General features: G+C 63.7%; 11 protein-coding genes. 4 read left to right on the top strand and 7 right to left on the bottom strand.

Annotation, left to right across the window (positions count from 1 at the left end):
* The first annotated feature begins 2 nt into the window (after positions 1-2).
* Complete coding sequence (locus NKJ64_RS25845; protein ID WP_023754253.1) at positions 3-1,793, top strand: cation:proton antiporter domain-containing protein; 1,791 nt, start codon at positions 3-5, stop codon at positions 1,791-1,793.
* A 21-nt stretch (positions 1,794-1,814) separates the two neighbouring features.
* On the opposite strand, the gene NKJ64_RS25840 is transcribed toward NKJ64_RS25845, so the two are convergent.
* Positions 1,815-2,624 carry an AraC family transcriptional regulator gene (locus NKJ64_RS25840; protein WP_023754252.1) on the bottom strand — a complete coding sequence of 270 codons (810 nt, stop codon included), beginning with the start codon at positions 2,622-2,624 and terminating at the stop codon, positions 1,815-1,817.
* Positions 2,625-2,735: 111 nt separating this feature from the next.
* On the opposite strand from NKJ64_RS25840, the gene NKJ64_RS25835 reads away from it, so the two are divergent.
* On the top strand, positions 2,736-3,656 hold the full coding sequence (locus NKJ64_RS25835; protein ID WP_023712327.1) for a zinc-binding dehydrogenase: 921 nt from the start codon (positions 2,736-2,738) through the stop codon (positions 3,654-3,656).
* 15 nt (positions 3,657-3,671) lie between these two features.
* Here the strand turns inward: NKJ64_RS25835 and NKJ64_RS25830 are convergent, their stop codons facing one another.
* The 6 genes from NKJ64_RS25830 to NKJ64_RS25805 all read right to left on the bottom strand — a co-directional run bounded on the left by NKJ64_RS25830 (position 3,672) and on the right by NKJ64_RS25805 (position 9,989).
* On the bottom strand, positions 3,672-4,424 hold the full coding sequence (locus tag NKJ64_RS25830) for an SDR family NAD(P)-dependent oxidoreductase (protein WP_023669777.1): 753 nt from the start codon (positions 4,422-4,424) through the stop codon (positions 3,672-3,674).
* Positions 4,425-4,554: 130 nt separating this feature from the next.
* Positions 4,555-6,831: a transglycosylase domain-containing protein gene (locus NKJ64_RS25825; RefSeq protein WP_023754251.1), complete on the bottom strand. Its 2,277-nt coding sequence runs from the start codon at positions 6,829-6,831 to the stop codon at positions 4,555-4,557.
* A 427-nt stretch (positions 6,832-7,258) separates the two neighbouring features.
* A complete protein-coding gene (locus tag NKJ64_RS25820) occupies positions 7,259-7,513 on the bottom strand; it encodes a GlsB/YeaQ/YmgE family stress response membrane protein (RefSeq protein ID WP_023704219.1) in 255 nt (84 codons plus the stop codon).
* Positions 7,514-7,618: 105 nt separating this feature from the next.
* Positions 7,619-7,825: a hypothetical protein gene (locus NKJ64_RS25815; protein WP_023683046.1), complete on the bottom strand. Its 207-nt coding sequence runs from the start codon at positions 7,823-7,825 to the stop codon at positions 7,619-7,621.
* Positions 7,826-7,905: 80 nt separating this feature from the next.
* Positions 7,906-8,526: a ribonuclease D gene (locus NKJ64_RS25810; RefSeq protein ID WP_023698188.1), complete on the bottom strand. Its 621-nt coding sequence runs from the start codon at positions 8,524-8,526 to the stop codon at positions 7,906-7,908.
* A gap of 77 nt (positions 8,527-8,603) precedes the next feature.
* A complete protein-coding gene (locus NKJ64_RS25805; protein ID WP_023686593.1) occupies positions 8,604-9,989 on the bottom strand; it encodes a M20/M25/M40 family metallo-hydrolase in 1,386 nt (461 codons plus the stop codon).
* Between the two features lie 444 nt (positions 9,990-10,433).
* Here NKJ64_RS25805 and polA point away from each other — a divergent pair, with 444 nt between their 5' ends.
* A complete protein-coding gene (gene polA, locus NKJ64_RS25800; protein ID WP_023691985.1) occupies positions 10,434-13,361 on the top strand; it encodes a DNA polymerase I in 2,928 nt (975 codons plus the stop codon).
* Between the two features lie 7 nt (positions 13,362-13,368).
* Positions 13,369-13,596, top strand: a complete 228-nt coding sequence (locus tag NKJ64_RS25795) for a hypothetical protein (RefSeq protein WP_352463563.1) — start codon at positions 13,369-13,371, stop codon at positions 13,594-13,596.
* Positions 13,597-13,676: the final 80 nt, after the last annotated feature.

Raw genomic sequence — 13,676 nt, 5'->3', positions numbered from 1 at the left:
CAATGCCGCATGACACGCCCCTTATCGCCACCATCGTCGCCGGTCTGGGGCTGGCATTCATCTTCGGGGCGCTCGCCAACCGTTTTCGCATCCCGCCGCTGGTCGGCTATCTCGTCGCCGGCGTGCTGGTTGGACCGAACACGCCGGGTTTCGTCGCCGATGCCGGTCTTGCCAATGAGCTGGCCGAAATCGGCGTCATCCTGCTCATGTTCGGCGTCGGCCTGCATTTCTCGCTGAAGGATCTTCTCTCCGTCCGCGCCATCGCCGTACCCGGCGCCATCGTCCAGATCGGCTTTGCCACCGCGCTGGGCGCCGGCCTTGCCTGGATGCTCGGCTGGTCGATGGGCGCAGGCCTCGTCTTCGGCCTGGCGCTTTCCGTCGCGTCTACAGTGGTGCTGTTGCGCGCGTTGCAGGAGCGACGGCTGATCGAGACCGAGCGCGGCCGCATCGCCGTCGGCTGGCTGATCGTCGAGGACCTCGCCATGGTGCTGGCGCTGGTGCTTTTGCCGGCGTTGGCCGGCGTGCTCGGCGGCCAGCCGCAGGTCGATGACCATGCGAGCCTTTTGTCGCTGCCGGCCAGCTTCGGCATCTGGGGCGTCGTCGGCCTCACGCTGGCCAAGGTCGTCGCCTTCGTCATCGTCATGCTGGTGGTTGGCCGCCGCGTCATTCCGTGGATCCTGCATTACGTCGCCCATACCGGCTCGCGCGAACTGTTCCGGCTGGCGGTGCTGGCGATCGCGCTCGGCGTCGCCTTCGGCGCCGCCAAACTGTTCGGCGTCTCGCTGGCGCTCGGTGCCTTCTTCGCCGGCATGATCATGAGCGAATCCGAGCTCAGCCACCGCGCGGCGGAGGAATCACTGCCGCTGCGCGACGCCTTCTCGGTGCTGTTCTTCGTCTCGGTCGGCATGCTGTTCGATCCGTTCAGCCTGATGAGCAATGGCTGGCCGATCCTGGCGACGCTGGCCATCATCGTCATCGGCAAGTCGCTGGCCGCCTTCGTTATCGTCATCGCCTTCCGCTATCCGCTGGGAACCGCCTTGATGATCTCGGCCAGCCTCGCGCAGATCGGCGAATTCTCCTTCATCCTGGCGGAGCTCGGCGTCGGGCTGAAGCTGTTGCCCGAACAGGGACGCGACCTGATCCTGGCAGGCGCCATCCTGTCGATCCTGGTCAATCCGCTGATGTTCCTCGCCCTCGACTGGATGAAGCCATGGCTGGACGCGCGCGCCGCCAAGGCAGCACCACCGGAAGAGGCCAAGCCGGTCGGCCCGGCGACGCAGCCCGGACAAGTGGCCTCGGTGGCCGCCGCGGCAAAAGAGAATGGCCCACCGCCACGCACAACGCTTTCGGGCCACACCATCCTGATCGGCTACGGCCGCGTCGGCAGCCTGGTCGGCGCGGCGCTGAAACAGGCATCGCTGCCCTTCCTGGTCATCGAGGACGCCGACAAGACGCTGGCGAGGCTCAGAGACGACGGCGTCGAAATCGTCTCCGGCAATGCGGCCAATGGGGGCGTGTTTGCCGCCGCCAATCCGCAGGGGGCCAAACGCTTGATCCTTGCCATCCCCAACGCGTTCGAGGCCGGGCAGATCGTGCTCAGGGCACGCGCCGCCAATCCCGGCATCAACGTCATAGCGCGGGCCCATTCCGATGCCGAGGTCGAGCACCTGATGGGGCTCGGCGCCGACACCGTCATCATGGGCGAACGCGAGATCGCCCGCGGCATCGTGCAAGAAGTGCTGGAGCAAAAGCCGATGCCGCGCCCCGAAGCCATTGAGCCCTCCCCGGCCTGAGGCTTGCCACAGGCGCATCGATCATCCAACGAAGGCGGAGCCGCCATTGTGCGCGACGCTGGCGAGATACTTTGCCGGCGGCTTGCCAAGCGCCTTCTTGAACATGGTGATGAAGGCGGTGACGGAGCCATAGCCAAGATCGCCTGAAACCTGCTGCACGCTGGCACCCGAGGCCAGCTCCCTTATGGCGACGATCAGGTGCAATTGCTGGCGCCAGCGGCCGAAGCTCAGGCCGGTCTGCTTCACGATGAGACGGGCGAGGCTGCTTTCTGAGAGCGCAACACGGTTGGCCCACTCGGCAAGCGTGCTGCGATCGGCAGGGTTCTGCGCCAACGCTTCGGCGATCCGCCGCAAGCGCGGCTCGGCGGAGATCGGCAGATGCAGCTGCTGGACAGGCATGCGCGGCAGTTCCGAAAGCAGGATCGTGGTCAAGAGCCCGTCCCTCGCCTCATCTTCCTCCACGCGATCGGCCAGCTCGATGATCAGTTCGCGCAACAATGGCGAGATCGACAGCGTGCAGCACCGGTCCGGCAGATCGGCGGCTCCCGGCTCGATATAGACGAAGAAGATCCGCGCATTGGCGGTCGCGATGTTGCTGTGTTCCATACTGCCAGGAATCCACACACCGCAATGCGGCGGCACCATCCACAGGCCGCTCGGGACGCGGCAAGTGACGCCACCGCCGAGCGCGAAGACGAGCTGGCCCTTGCGGTGCCAATGGGCGGCGACTTCCGCTTTGGTTTCGGTGACATCGACGCGCACGGCAATCGCAGGTGCCTGCACATCATCGACATCGAAATTGACCCAGGGGTAGCGGAGCGGCTGCCTCATGATTGATGGCTTTTAGCGACTATTCGCCGTGATAGCTAAATTCTTTGATGCGGGGAGTCGATAGACTCTGGTTCGTGGCTGGCATGTCACAAACCGGCAGGAAGGCTTCCCATGCGCGCGCTTGTCATCTCTCCCGAGAGCATCACCCGGATCAGTCTCGCCGAGGTCGAGGACCCTCGGCCCCTCCCCAACGAAGCGCTTGTCTGCGTCCACGCAACCTCCTTGAACCGCGGTGAATTGCGCCTGCTCACCATACGCCCGGAAGGCTGGATACCTGGCCAGGACGTGGTTGGAGTAATCAAGCGGGCGGCAGCCGATGGCTCCGGGCCTGCCGTCGGCGCCCGGGTTGTGGCTTTGGTCGACGAGGCCGGCTGGGCCGAACAGGTCGCCGTTCCGACCGACCGCCTCGCCGTCATCCCGGACGAGGTCAGCTTCGGGTCCGCCGCCACGCTTCCGGTCGCGGGCACGACGGCTCTCAGGGTCTTGCGCCATGGCGGCGACCTCGCGGGACAGCAGGTGTTGATCACCGGCGCCAGCGGCGCGGTCGGCCGTTTCCAGATCCAGATCGCCCGCGAGCAAGGCGCCGCGGTGATTGCAATCGCCGCCGCCCGGCACGCCGAGGATCTCCGCGGTCTTGGTGCTCACGAGGTCGTCGAGTCGATCGAACTGGCCGAAGGGCCATTCTCTCTGATCACCGAGTCGGTCGGCGGCCAAAGCCTCGCCCATGCCATCGACCGCGTCGCCCCCGGCGGCACCATCGTCATGTTCGGTTCGAGCAGCGGCGAACTCACGCCGGTTGGCTTCAGACAGTTCGTTCCGGGCCATGAGGGAGCGAGGCTTCAGACTTTCGCCTACTACACATCCGGTCCAGCCATTGGCGCGGACATCGCCTCGCTGCTCGCTCTGGTCGCGGCTGGCCGGCTGGAAACCCGTGTGTCCATGACCGTGCCGTGGACAGACATCGCCCAGGCTCTGGACGCCCTGCGACAGCGCAGCTTCAGCGGCAAGGCTGTTCTCACCATCGCCGAATGAGCAGTCTGTCAGTGCTCAGACGTGCTGGCCGCCATTGATGTGGATTTCCGAGCCCGTCACATAGGACGCCTGCTGCGAGCAGAGGAAGAAGATGATGTCGGCGACTTCCGAGGTGGCGCCAAGGCGCCTGAGTGGGATCGTCTCGACGATCTTGTCGGTGCCAGGCGACAGGATCGCGGTGTCGATCTCGCCCGGCGCAATCGCATTGACGCGGATGCCGTGCGGGCCGAAATCATGCGCCATCTCGCGCGTCAGCGAGCCGAGCGCCGCCTTCGAGGTCGCATAGGCGGTGCCGGCGAAAGGATGCACGCGCGTGCCGGCGATCGAGGTGACGTTGACGATCGAACCTTTCGCTGCAGCAAGCTCCTTGAAGAGGCCCCGCGCGAGCATGATCGGCGCGAAGAAATTCACCTGGAACACATCGCGCCAGACATGCATCGGCGTGTCGATCGAATCCATGCGGCTGTTGCCGTCCTTGAGCTTCGGCGAAATGCCGGCATTGTTGACCAGCGCGTGCAATTGCCCGCCATGCGCTTCCAGCCGGTGACGGATCTCCGAGACGGCGATGCCGACATCCTCCTGGTCGGCGAGATCGACCTTGATGTGGTCCTCTGGGCCGGCCGGCCACGGGCAATCCTCGGCAAAAGCCTGGCGCGAACAGGTGATGACCCGCCAGCCCTCACGCGAAAAGCGCTTGACCGTGGCATGGCCGATGCCGCGGCTGGCTCCGGTCAGCACGATGGTTTTTCTGGTGTCGGTCTCAGCCATGTCTGTCACTCCGGCCGGAGATGTAGCCGAATGCGGCGGAGGTGGCGAGAGGCCGAATTGTCAACTCAGCTCTCATATGAGGAACGGATTGCCAGCTCGCCATTGGTTTGAAGCCAGAATGACGAGCCGCTCAGCCGCCGCCGAGAATATCCAGGATTGAGGTTTTCCGCTTCTTGGCCGGGCCGCCGACGCTGCCCGGCGGTACCGGGTGCTTGATCGAGGCCGTGGTGCCGCCGTCGCCCGGCATGTCGAAGCCGTCGGCATCGACCGTTTCGGCCGGACGGCGGACCGGTGCTTGTGCGGGTACAGCAGCAGGTGCCGGCGCGGCAGCAGGCTCCGAACGGCTGACGGCCACGGCAGGCAACGGCGCCGCCTGATTGTTATCGACTGACGGAATATCGTCGGGCACGATGGTGTCGGGCGGCGTCGATTTCCAGGTCCCGGGCAGCGGCCTGACCGGCACGCCTTCATGCGCCGCCACCATGAATTCGTGCCAGGCCTGTGCCGGCAGCGCGCCACCGGTGACCTTCTTCATCGGCGTGCCGTCATCATTGCCGAACCATACGCCGGTGGTGAGGTTTGCGGTGTAACCGACGAACCAGGCGTCGCGCGAATTCTGGCTGGTTCCGGTCTTGCCGGCAGACGGCCAGGCGAAGGCCGCCTTCTTCGCCGTGCCGATCTCGACCGTGCCGGTCATCATCGAGTTCATCATGCCGACAATGTTCTGCTTGACGACGCGCGGCGCGCTGCCGCCATTGTCGTCATAGAGCACCTTGCCTTCGGTCGTGGTGATGCGGCGGATGAAATGGATGTCGGGCTTGTAGCCGCCATTGGCGAACGGCACATAGGCCGATGTCAGCTCCAGCGGCGTCACCTCCGAAGTGCCGAGCGCGATCGAGGTGTTGGCGATCAGATCGGACTGAATGCCCATACGGTGCGCCGCCTCGACCACGGCGTCGGGCCCGACTTCCATGGTCAGCTGTGCGGCGACGGAATTCAGCGACTTCGCCAAAGCGGTCGCCAACGTCACCTTGCCGAAATACTTGCCGCCGTAATTGTCCGGTGTCCACTTGCCGATCTTGATCGGTGCGTCGTTGCGCACGCTGTCGGGCGTGCGGCCGGCTTCCAGCGCGGCCATATAGACGAACGGCTTGAACGCCGAGCCCGGCTGGCGGCGTGCTTCGGAGGCGCGGTCGAACTGGCTGGTCGAATAGTCGTAGCCGCCGACCATGGCGCGCACGGCGCCGGAATTGTCGATCGAGACCAGCGCGCCTTGGCTGACATTGAGCTTCTTGCCGCTCTCGTCGATCAGCCGGCGGATCGACTGTTCGGCGAGCTTCTGCAGGTTGAGGTCGACGGTGGTGTCGACGACGATGTCGCTGCGCACGTCACCAATCAAATCGGGCAATTCTTCCATGATGGTGTCGGCGACATAGTTTTCCGAGCCGGTCCAATAGGATGGCGCGCGCGTTGCCGGCGCGCTCATCGCCGAGGCCAGTTCCTTGGCGCTGATCTTGCCTTCGTCGCGCATGGCGGCCAGCACCAGTTGCGAGCGCTCCTCCGCCGCCTTCGGATCCCGCGCCGGCGACAGTCGCGACGGCGCCTTCAAGAGGCCGGCGAGAAGGGCCGCCTCCGACAGAGTGACATCGCGCGCGCTCTTGCCGAAATAGCGGCGCGAGGCCGCCTCGACGCCATAGGCGCCGGAGCCGAAATAGACCCGGTTGAGGTACATTTCGAGGATCTGGTCCTTGGTATGCTTGTGCTCCAGCCACAGCGCCAGCAGCACTTCCTGCACCTTGCGCTCCAGCGTGCGGTCGGGCTTCAGGAACAGGTTCTTGGCCAGTTGCTGGGTCAGCGTCGAGCCGCCCTGCGAGAAACGCCGGCCCAGAACATTGGTCACCATGGCGCGCGACAGGCCGATCGGGTCGATGCCGAAATGCGAATAAAAGCGCCGATCCTCGATGGCGATGACGGCTTCGGGAATATAAGGCGACATTTCGTGCAGGCCGACCGCCTCGCCGCCGCTCATGCCGCGGTTGGCAAGCAGTTGCCCGTCGACCGAGACGATCTTGATGTTGGGGGCACGGTCGGGGATCGACCAGGTGGTCGCCGCCGGCATCTTGGCGCCGTAGTAGACGATGATGCCGGCCACCGCGATGCCGCCCCAGATGCAGAGCACGAAGCACCAGTAGAACATCCGCGCCATCACGCCGAACAGCCCGCGCCGGGGTTTGCCGCGCTTGCCGCGTGACGATGATTTTGCCTTGGAGGTTTTGCGCGCCGAAGATGATTTGCGATTGGCCGGCACGACCCGATCCTCCTCGTTCACCGAAAAACCGGCCGCGGATTTCGCCTTTGGCGATCCCTCGAAGCTGGGTTCGATGCGACTGTCTCTGCGGTTCGCCATGCGTTGCGCTGTCTTCCCGGTGTCAATGGCGCTCGGGTTGGAGGGTAGATGCGGCGGTTTAAGGGCGCGTTAAAGCAGGGTTTATGCACCCTTCTGAAATTCCTTAAGAATTTCTAAAATCCGCTGCCGCCAACTGGGTCCGAAAGCCGCATCCTCGCGGCCTGTCTGCCGCAAAAGGCAGAGGCCCTGGCTACCCCGAATATTTCAATTCTGCTGGATCGAAATGCCCTTGTCGTCGATCTTCAGTTCGACGCCCTTGGGCTTGGTCTATTCGTGATAGACATATGCACCGAGCGCGATGACCACGACAACGAGCGCGCCGACAAGGAGATAGAGAGTGTTCTGTTTCACGGCGCGCTCCTTTGGCAGCAATTCCAGGAAAGCACAGGCTTTCTCCTGAGGATTGCGTTGAATGAAACTTAGAGCGTCAAGCTCGCTTCAGAACCTTGACCAGCACCAGCAGGATGACGGCGCCGATCGTGGCGTTGATGATGGCAGCCAGAATGCCGCCGCCGATAGCGAAACCGAGCCTTGGAAATAGCCAGCCGGCGATCAGGGCGCCGATAATGCCGACGATGATGTTGCCGATGAGGCCGAAGCCGAAGCCCGAGACGATGAGGCCGGCGAGCCAGCCGGCAATGGCGCCGATTATGATGAAGATGAGAAGGCTTTCGATGCCCATGACGCGTTCCTCCAGGAAGAGAGGCTACGGAGCGGAAGGCCCCGAATCGGCCTCGATATCAACGACTTCAGGCTATGCGAAAGCAGTTGCACCCGCCAGCGGCGCTCATTGATCGTCGTCATCGTCGCTGGAGACTGGCCGCCAGCTGGTCGGGTCGACCTTTTTCTGGGTATCGCTGTCGGTGTAGACCCACCAGGCGCCGTCGCGATATTGCCCGACGGATTCGCTGACGACGCCGGCGCCGTCCTTCCACAGAACAGTGACCTTGGATCCATCCGTCGGGGCGGTCGCTATCGGTTTGCGGTCTGCCACGTCATCCCCCTCATTGAGTCGACAGAACGCCACGACGCGTGTCTGGTTGCAAGGCTGCCGGAAGCGTTATCCGAAGGCCATCAGCTGTGGGCAAAAATATCCTCTTCGTCCCAACCCATCAAATCGAGCTTGGCACGCGTCGGCAGGAAGCGGAAGCAGGCGTCGGCTTCCTTGGTGCGCCCGTCCCGCGCCAGGCGTCCAGCCAGCACCTCGCGCAGACGGTGCAGATAGAGAACGTCGGAAGCGGCATATTCGAGCTGTTCGGGCGACAGGGTCTCGGCCGCCCAGTCCGACGATTGCTGCGCCTTCGACAGGCCGACGCCAAGCAGTTCGAAGCAGATGTCCTTCAAGCCGTGCCGGTCGGTATAGGTGCGGGTCAGCCGCGAGGCGATCTTGGTGCAGAACACCGGCTCCGGCATGACGCCGAAGGCGTTGTAGAGCACGGCGAGGTCGAAACGGCCGTAGTGGAACAGTTTCGATATGCCGCGGTTGCGGAGCAGGCTGACGAGGTTCGGCGCTTTCTTCTGGCCGGGCGCGATCTGGATCACGTCGGCCGAGCCATCGCCGGGCGAGATCTGCACCACGCACAGCCGGTCGCGGTGCGGGTTCAACCCCAGCGTCTCGGTATCGATGGCCACCGCGTCGACATTGTAGTGGGCGAGGTCGGGCAGATCGTTCTTGTGGAAGCGGATGTCGGGCATGGTTTTCTCCGGATCGCGGCGTAACTCGTCCTCGCCGCGATCCGCTGAAAAATCAACAAGAAAACTTCCCAGCCTCCTCAGCGCGTCAGCGCATCGAGAATGCGCGCCCAGGAGCGCTGGCCCTTGTGGAAGGAGGTCAGCTCGTATTTCTCGTTGGGCGAGTGGATGCGGTCGTCGTCGAGGCCGAACCCGACCAGCAGCGATTCCATGCCGAGATAGGTCTGGAAGTCGCCGACCACCGGTATCGAGCCTCCGCTGCCCGTCGTCACCGCTGGCTTCGGCCATTCATCCGACAGCGCAGTCTTGGCCTTGGCCAGGAATGGCGAGTCGTAGGAAAGCTGAATTGCCGGCCCGCCGCCATGCGGGTGGAATTCGACCGAACAGTCCCTGGGAATGCGCGCCTTGACGAATTCCCGGAACGCGGCGCGGATCTTCTCGGGGTCCTGTTTGTGGACAAGGCGAAAGGAGATTTTCGACGACGCTTCCGCCGCGATCACAGTCTTGAAGCCCTTACCAGTATAGCCGCCGATGATGCCGTTGAACTCGGCCGTCGGCCGCGCCCAGGTCAGTTCCATCACCGAGCGGCCTTTTTCGCCCGACGGGATCGACAGGCCGATCGGTCCGAGGAAGGTCTCGGCTGTCTCGCCCAATGTCTCCCAGGATTTCAGGATCTGCGACGGCGTTTCCTCGACCCCGTCATAGAAGCCGGGAATGGTGATGTGGCCGTTCTCGTCATGGATGTCGGCGAGGATTTTCGCCAGGATGCGGATCGGGTTGGCGGCGGCGCCGCCATAGAGGCCCGAATGCAGGTCGCGATCGGCAGCCTTGACCGTGACCTCCTCGCCGACCATTCCGCGCAGCGAAACGCAGATCGACGGCGTTTCGCGGTCCCACATGCCGGTGTCGCAGACCAGAGCGAAATCGGCCTTGAGCTCATCGGCATTGGCCTCGAGGAACGGCTTGAGCGACGGCGAACCGGACTCCTCCTCGCCCTCGAACAGGATGGTGATGCGGCAGGGCAGATTGCCATGCACCTGCTTCCAGGCGCGGCAGGCCTCGACGAAGGTCATCAGCTGCCCCTTGTCGTCGGCCGAGCCACGGCCGGTGATTACCTTGTGACCGGGCTCAATCTCCTTGACCGCCGGCGCAAACGGGTCGTTCTCCCAAAGCTCGATCGGATCGACCGGCTGCACGTCGTAATGGCCGTAAAACAGCACATGCGGCGAACCGGCGGGGCCTTCATGGTGCGCAACCACCATCGGGTGTCCCGGCGTGTCGCGCACCGAAGCGTCGAAGCCGATCAGCTTGAGGTCCGCCACCAGCCATTCGGCGGCCTTGCGGCAGTCGGCGGCATAGTCTGAATCGGTGGAGATCGACTTGATGCGGAGCAGGCCGAACAGGCGCTCCAGGCTCTGGTCGAGATTTTTGTCGAGACGGTCGAGGACGGAGGAAATGGTGGACATTACTGCGGGCCTTTCTTTTCGGTGCCGGGACCGTAAAGGCAGCGCATCAAAACGAAAAGCCCGCGATCGTTGGACCACGGACCGTAAACACTTGTCAGAAGGCAAAAAAGAACCGCCGTGGTGGAGGGGAACCACGGCGGTCTTTTACTCGAAACGATGCGGCAGCCCGGAGAGGGGGGATAGGCTGCCGCAATTGTCCGGGATAGGCGGGGGACGGGCCTTGCTCCGGACTCGGCGAAAACTGCCGATGACCTTTATTTGTGTCTCGGATCGTGGCGTTTCAAGGGCACAAAAATTACACTTTTGTAACATAGCCGTGAGCGCCGAGGCAAACAGCAGCAGGACCTATCGGCAGGCAGGCTCTGTCAGCATGTCGCCGCAACACCTGTTGGAAGCCCGCCTTTGCCATGGACCGCGCCGTCCTGCCGCGCTATCCCTGCCGGCATGAAAAAAGGCGACCATCTCTTCCTTATCGACGGCTCCGGCTACATCTTTCGCGCCTATCATGCGCTGCCGCCGCTGACCCGCAAATCCGATGGGCTGCCGGTCGGCGCGGTCTCCGGCTTCTGCAACATGTTGTGGAAGCTGATGCAGGACGCCCGCAACACCGATGTAGGCATCGTGCCGACGCATTTAGCGGTCATTTTCGATTATTCGTCGAAAACCTTCCGCAATGATCTTTACCCGGAATACAAGGCCAACCGCAACGCACCGCCCGAAGACCTGATCCCGCAATTCGGTCTGATCCGCCAGGCAACCGTGGCCTTCAACCTGCCTTGCATCGAGATCGAAGGCTACGAGGCCGACGACCTCATCGCCACCTATGCCAGGCTGGCGTGCGAGGCCGGCGGCGACACCACTATCATCTCCTCTGACAAGGATCTGATGCAGCTGGTCGGACCCACGGTCGGCATGTACGACCCGATGAAGGACCGCCAGATCGGCATCCCCGAAGTCATCGAGAAATGGGGCGTGCCGCCGGAAAAGATGATAGACCTGCAGGCGCTGACCGGCGACTCCGTCGACAATGTGCCGGGCGTACCCGGCATCGGGCCGAAAACGGCGGCGCAGCTTCTGGAACAGTTCGGCGACCTTGACGGGCTGCTCGCCCGGGCCAGCGAGATCAAGCAGGACAAGAGGCGCGAATCCATCATCGCCAATGCCGACAAGGCGCGCATATCGCGCCAGCTGGTGACGCTGAAGAACGACGTGCCGGTGACCGACGGGCTCGACGATTTCGTGCTGCATGCGCCGGATGGGCCGAAGCTGATCGGCTTTCTCAAAACCATGGAATTCACCTCGCTGACCCGCCGTGTGGCCGAGGCGACCAGCACCGAAGCCGGCGATGTGCAGGCTGTCGCAGTCACCGTCGAGCGCGCCGACACCGCGCACGGCCCCGATGTCGGCTCCGGCACACCGGTGCCTGCGGCAACACAGGATGAAGCCAAATCCGAAACCGCCAGGGCCGGGGACGCGCCTTCGCTGCTTGCCGCACTTCGCCTGGAAACGGCCGCCGCGGCCAAAATCGATCCTGCCGCCTATGTCGCCATCCGCGACACGGCAACGCTCAAGACCTGGCTGGCCCAAGCCAAGGAGACCGGAACCGTCGCCTTCGACACCGAAACCACGTCTTCCGATCCGATGCTGGCCGACCTCATCGGTTTCTCCCTGGCGATCGGCCCCGGCCGCGCCGCCTATGTGCCGCTCGCCCACAAGAGCGGCGCTGGCGACCTGCTCGGCGGCGGCACGCTGGAGAACCAGATTCCGGTCCGCGAGGCGCTGGCGCTGCTGAAGCCGTTGCTGGAAGACAAATCGGTGCTCAAGATCGCCCAGGACGCCAAATACGACATCGTCGTCATGAGCCGCCACGGCATCGATATCGCACCCTTCGACGACACGATGTTGATTTCCTATGTGCTCGACGCCGGCACCGGCCACCACACTTTGTCCTCGCTTGCCGACAAATGGCTCGGCCATGCCACGACGCCGCTCAAGGATCTCGCCGGTTCCGGCAGAAGCTCGGTCGGGTTCGAGCAGGTCGACATCGACCGGGCGACCGCCTACGCCGCCGGCCATGCCGACGTAGCGTTGCGGCTATGGCAGGTGCTGAAGCCGCGACTTGCCGCCAAGGGCCTGGTTTCGGTCTATGAGCGGCTGGAACGGCCGCTGGTGCCGGTGCTGGCGCGGATGGAACAGCGCGGCATCTCAGTCGACCGCCAGATCCTGTCGCGGCTCTCCGGCGAGCTGGCGCAAGGCGCCGCACGGCTGGAAGAGGAAATCTACGGCCTTGTCGGCGAGCGCATCAACATCGGGTCGCCAAAGCAACTCGGCGACATCCTGTTCGGCCGCATGGGCCTGCCCGGCGGCTCCAAGACCAAGACCGGGCAATGGTCGACCTCCGCGCAGCTTCTGGAAGACCTCGCCGCCGAAGGCCACGAACTGCCGCGCAAGATCGTCGACTGGCGTCAGCTGACCAAGCTGAAATCGACCTACACCGACGCGCTGCCCGGCTTCATCCATCCCGACACCAGGCGCGTGCACACATCGTATGCGCTGGCCGCAACGACGACGGGCCGGCTGTCCTCCTCCGATCCCAATCTGCAGAACATCCCGGTGCGCACCGCGGAGGGACGCAAGATCAGGACGGCCTTCATCGCCGACAAGGGCCAGAAACTGGTCTCGGCCGACTACAGCCAGATCGAACTGCGCGTGCTTGCCCACGTCGCCGAGATCCCGCAGTTGAAGCAGGCCTTCGCCGATGGCGCCGACATCCACGCCATCACCGCCTCGGAAATGTTCAACGTGCCGGTCGAAGGCATGCCTTCCGAAGTGCGCCGCCGCGCCAAGGCAATCAATTTCGGCATCATCTACGGCATCTCGGCCTTTGGGCTGGCCAACCAGCTGTCGATCCCGCGCGAGGAGGCCGGCGCCTACATCAAGAAATACTTCGAGCGTTTCCCCGGCATCCGCGACTATATCGAGGCAACAAAAGCCTATGCCCGCGAGCATGGCTTCGTCGAAACCATCTTCGGCCGCCGCATCCACTATCCTGAGATCCGGTCGTCAAACCCGTCGATCCGTGCCTTCAACGAGCGCGCCTCGATCAACGCCAGGCTGCAAGGCACCGCTGCCGATATCATCCGCCGCGCCATGGTGCATATGGACGAGGCGCTGGAAAAGGCCGGCCTGTCCGCCCGCATGCTCTTGCAGGTGCATGACGAATTGATCTTCGAGACGGTTGAAGCGGAAGTCGAGGCGACGATCCCCGTGGTGCGCAGGGTGATGGAGAACGCGCCGATGCCGGCCATCTCGATGTCGGTGCCGCTGCATGTCGATGCCCGCGCAGCGAACAACTGGGACGAGGCGCATTGAAGGTGCGATGATTGTCTTTGTCACCGGAGACCTGCTGGCCGCCCAGGAAAGCTATATCGCTCAAGGCGTGGCAGAGGGCAATCAAGAGGGCCTTGGCACCGGACTTGCGCTGAAGATTTCGAAAAAGTGGCCGAATGTGCAGGCTGCGTTCAAGAAATATGCTCGGACCGGCAGGTTTATTGGGGGTCATATCTGGACATTGGAGCCAGACGGCAATCAGCCGGGCTTCAGGTAGTGTGCTGAGAGTTCTGCAAATTCGCTGAGAGGGGGCGGTCATGGCAGGCTGGTGATTGTTCACGTCACTGATTCCCGCGA

Origin of the sequence: Mesorhizobium sp. M0062 (assembly GCF_040323125.1) — a bacterium.
Lineage (GTDB): Bacteria > Pseudomonadota > Alphaproteobacteria > Rhizobiales > Rhizobiaceae > Mesorhizobium.
Note: the sequence above shows the minus strand (reverse complement) of the source record. Positions and strands in the feature narration are given on the sequence as shown.

Bases quoted from the DNA above. Each gene is read 5' to 3' on its own strand.
- NKJ64_RS25825 (WP_023754251.1), bottom strand. From the start codon at position 6,831: ATGGCGAACCGCAGAGACAGTCGCATCGAACCCAGCTTCGAGGGATCG.
- NKJ64_RS25840 (WP_023754252.1), bottom strand. From the start codon at position 2,624: ATGAGGCAGCCGCTCCGCTACCCCTGGGTCAATTTCGATGTCGATGAT.
- NKJ64_RS25820 (WP_023704219.1), bottom strand. From the start codon at position 7,513: ATGGGCATCGAAAGCCTTCTCATCTTCATCATAATCGGCGCCATTGCC.
- NKJ64_RS25810 (WP_023698188.1), bottom strand. From the start codon at position 8,526: ATGCCCGACATCCGCTTCCACAAGAACGATCTGCCCGACCTCGCCCAC.
- NKJ64_RS25830 (WP_023669777.1), bottom strand. From the start codon at position 4,424: ATGGCTGAGACCGACACCAGAAAAACCATCGTGCTGACCGGAGCCAGC.
- NKJ64_RS25845 (WP_023754253.1), top strand. From the start codon at position 3: ATGCCGCATGACACGCCCCTTATCGCCACCATCGTCGCCGGTCTGGGG.
- polA (WP_023691985.1), top strand. From the start codon at position 10,434: ATGAAAAAAGGCGACCATCTCTTCCTTATCGACGGCTCCGGCTACATC.
- NKJ64_RS25835 (WP_023712327.1), top strand. From the start codon at position 2,736: ATGCGCGCGCTTGTCATCTCTCCCGAGAGCATCACCCGGATCAGTCTC.
- NKJ64_RS25805 (WP_023686593.1), bottom strand. From the start codon at position 9,989: ATGTCCACCATTTCCTCCGTCCTCGACCGTCTCGACAAAAATCTCGAC.
- NKJ64_RS25795 (WP_352463563.1), top strand. From the start codon at position 13,369: ATGATTGTCTTTGTCACCGGAGACCTGCTGGCCGCCCAGGAAAGCTAT.